The 438-nt window shown below is 70.1% G+C and carries 1 pseudogene; it reads right to left on the bottom strand.

The features are described from left to right. Positions 1-438 (bottom strand): annotated as a pseudogene (locus D3D01_RS22935) (ribonuclease BN); the annotation flags it as partial.

Here is a 438-nt window from a genome sequence, read left to right on the forward strand (position 1 = left end):
GACTTCTCGACTTCGACGACGCGGGTTTCTCCCTTCTTCGTCACCTGAACCGTGGCCGTGCCGCCGGGGTCGTTCCGCGTCTTGAAGTTGGCGACGCCGACGAACAGACACCAGAACGTCGTGACCGTGCCGAAGAAGTAGACGGCGACGGTTTCGAGCGTGAGGTCGGGGAGGCCGGCCCCGCAGGTCGCGCCGGTCCACTGGCACGGGTACGCGTGCGAGAAGAGCGCGACGCCGAGGACGGCGATGCTCGCGCCGATGAGCGACGCGGCACGGGTTCGACGGCTCGCGGGGAGGACCGCGAGGACGCCGAGGAAGACGGCGGGAACGCCGATGCCTCCGAGGATGCCCCCGAGTTCGCGCGCTTCGCCGAGGGTCGCCCCGCCGGACGTGTACACGTCGGTGGTCGCGACGACGATGCCCGCGACGACGAGCAGC

The sequence above is a fragment of the Haloarcula sp. Atlit-7R genome (genome assembly GCF_003666065.1).
Classification (GTDB): Archaea; Halobacteriota; Halobacteria; order Halobacteriales; family Haloarculaceae; genus Haloarcula; species Haloarcula taiwanensis.